The sequence below is a fragment of the Bacteroidota bacterium genome, from assembly GCA_030706745.1.
Classification (GTDB): domain Bacteria; phylum Bacteroidota; class Ignavibacteria; order Palsa-1295; family Palsa-1295; genus PALSA-1295.
In genome coordinates this window covers 1-2,117 of record JAUZNX010000027.1, presented here as the reverse complement: position 1 = coordinate 2,117, position 2,117 = coordinate 1, and the positions used below count along the sequence as shown (strand labels likewise).

General features: G+C 53.1%; 3 protein-coding genes. 1 reads left to right on the top strand and 2 read right to left on the bottom strand.

Translation table 11 applies throughout. The annotated features are described in order from the left end of the window. Positions 1-189: 189 nt before the first annotated feature. Positions 190-645: a hypothetical protein gene (locus Q8902_15895; GenBank protein ID MDP4201037.1), complete on the bottom strand. Its 456-nt coding sequence runs from the start codon at positions 643-645 to the stop codon at positions 190-192. A gap of 410 nt (positions 646-1,055) precedes the next feature. On the opposite strand from Q8902_15895, the gene Q8902_15890 reads away from it, so the two are divergent. Then, entirely contained in the window at positions 1,056-1,226 is a 171-nt protein-coding gene (locus Q8902_15890) for a hypothetical protein (GenBank protein MDP4201036.1), read from the top strand. Positions 1,227-1,231: 5 nt separating this feature from the next. Here the strand turns inward: Q8902_15890 and Q8902_15885 are convergent, their stop codons facing one another. After that, the gene (locus tag Q8902_15885; GenBank protein ID MDP4201035.1) at positions 1,232-1,696 is read right to left on the bottom strand and encodes a hypothetical protein; all 465 of its coding nucleotides are present in this window, start codon (positions 1,694-1,696) and stop codon (positions 1,232-1,234) included. Positions 1,697-2,117: the final 421 nt, after the last annotated feature.

Genomic DNA, 2,117 nt, shown 5'->3' with positions numbered 1-2,117 from the left:
GAACGTCCTTCGGACGCCCTTGACAGCACTCTCCACCGCTCAACGATGCTGTCGAGGTGAATCCAGAACGGCCGCCACGTCGGCCTTGACTTTTATGACCTTCTCATAGATGCCGGTGATTCACCAGCTGCTAGAATTGTCCGCTGGTCCGGCGTCTGCATTTGATGGTTGGCAAAGCCTGCCCGCAAATTACTTCTCGAACTTGGCAATGTGTGCGTCGGCGGACGAGTTGTCGGAAGAGCAAATATCTGTGCTGCACTCTCTAAAGAGCCACTTGCGCTCAAAGTAGGCCATACCATATGCCGCGGCACAGAGCAGTAGGTCAGCAATTGATGCTCTAGTGTTCGCACTTACGCGGAAATTATCCGTCATCCAAAATGGGAGCGTCGGAACGAGATAGACGCTCATTCGGTAAAAGCAAAATAGGAATACCAAGTACATCGCATGAGCTTGCACGACCTGTACTTTGGATCGTGTGTTCCGACTGGAAAAAATGAATGGCCCATTCTTGGCAAGTTCCATCCAGAAAACACAGGCGGTGTAGACGGTTGCGATGACGAGGAATCGAGTCAAAGAAATATATCGCAAGGCTTCTTCGGGATCGATGTTGCGTGCATTTCGAGAATCGACGATCAAGGTGATCAACCCGGTAGTCAACAATGTGGTTGCCTCAATTTGTGTAGCTTCGCCGAACTTCTAAAGAGACCTTGGGATGATTGTATTCCTCGGCCTTCTCGCCCATCCCGTGTGAGAAAAGGTGCCGGTGTTTCATGTTCCGATCGGGTTGTCGGCAGTCTTCCACCACTCGAAATTGCACCAAATTTGGGTAAGTTCCGGAATGCCGGTGATCCAGGCGCGACGGTTATGCGGGTCCGGCACTACTGGAAATGGAGCAGCATGTTAAGGGCAGAAGGGGAATCGGCGGAAGCGGCAATGGGTTCTATATGAGCCTGAGAGGCGGCAGAGCCAGACCATTCTGTCGAGTTTCGCGTCAGCCATTCTTTCAAGAGATGGGAGTTGTAGCGTTTGCCTTCGAGTTCCTTCCATGAGGCCTGATGCTCTTTGGGAGCGCCAGCGCGAGGTTCGATACCTTCGAAAAGGAGTTTGCCGAAAGTGACGGGGCGGCCCTGGTCTATGTCAATAGTGAGGTTGATTATGTGACGGGCCATGTCGTATTGCAGCTTGGGAATTGCTCCGAAGTTCGCGTACCCTTCCGTGCCGTATAACTCTCTCAGGTTTTCGAGTCCTTTGCCGATTGCAGTTGAGTTAAAGATCGCTCCACGTTGAAGGGAAAATTGTGCGCGGAGTTGATCGGAAGGAAAAATCGAGTTGCCGGGGAAAGCGTGAAGGCAATTTCGCCTAGGCGATACTGATCGCCGGCGCGCACCATTAAGCGAACATCGGCATCGCACTTGGATTGCGCGGAACGGACGCAGGTGATTTGCGGGGTATCTACTTCAACGAGTGCATAGCCTCGCTCTCGGAGTTTGTCACGCACTCGCTCTGCGAGTTCGTCCACGGAGTATGTACCACCTTGAAAGGCGCGAACGATGCGGTCTCGATCCGTTCCGCGAAGATCATTGGATACCAGAGTCAACGTGTGGATGCGGCGGATGCCAGAAAGCGTTGCGGGCTGATCTTGGGCCGCCGCAACGATAGCGACAATCGAAAGCAGGGCGATGGGAGCGACGCGCATAATGACTCCAGCACAACTCAAACGGGACCCGCTCCGAAGGACGTTCGGCAACAAGAACGGTAAGCCAGATTAGACGTTTTCTTTAGAATGAGTCATTCGGGTCGTGCTGTCGGCAAACGAGAAATTGAACAACACCTCACACGATTGTTGCCTGATGAGTTTCTCGTTTGCCGGTGATCATGGCGCGATGGAAGCAACCGCAGATCGTTCGGCTCCGTCGCCACGGCGACTTCGCTGACTTATCGAAGTTGTACATGGGCGATCAGCCGGGAAGCGGTCGTAGTCCTATACCGCCGCCAGTTCGGATTCCAATAAAGAGAGCTCCTGAGCAAGACAGTCTTTACTATGTCTGTTGTGGAAATGGAAGCGTTGCAGACGGCCCTCTTTCTCGATCGTGACGGGGGCGAGATCATCGAGAAAG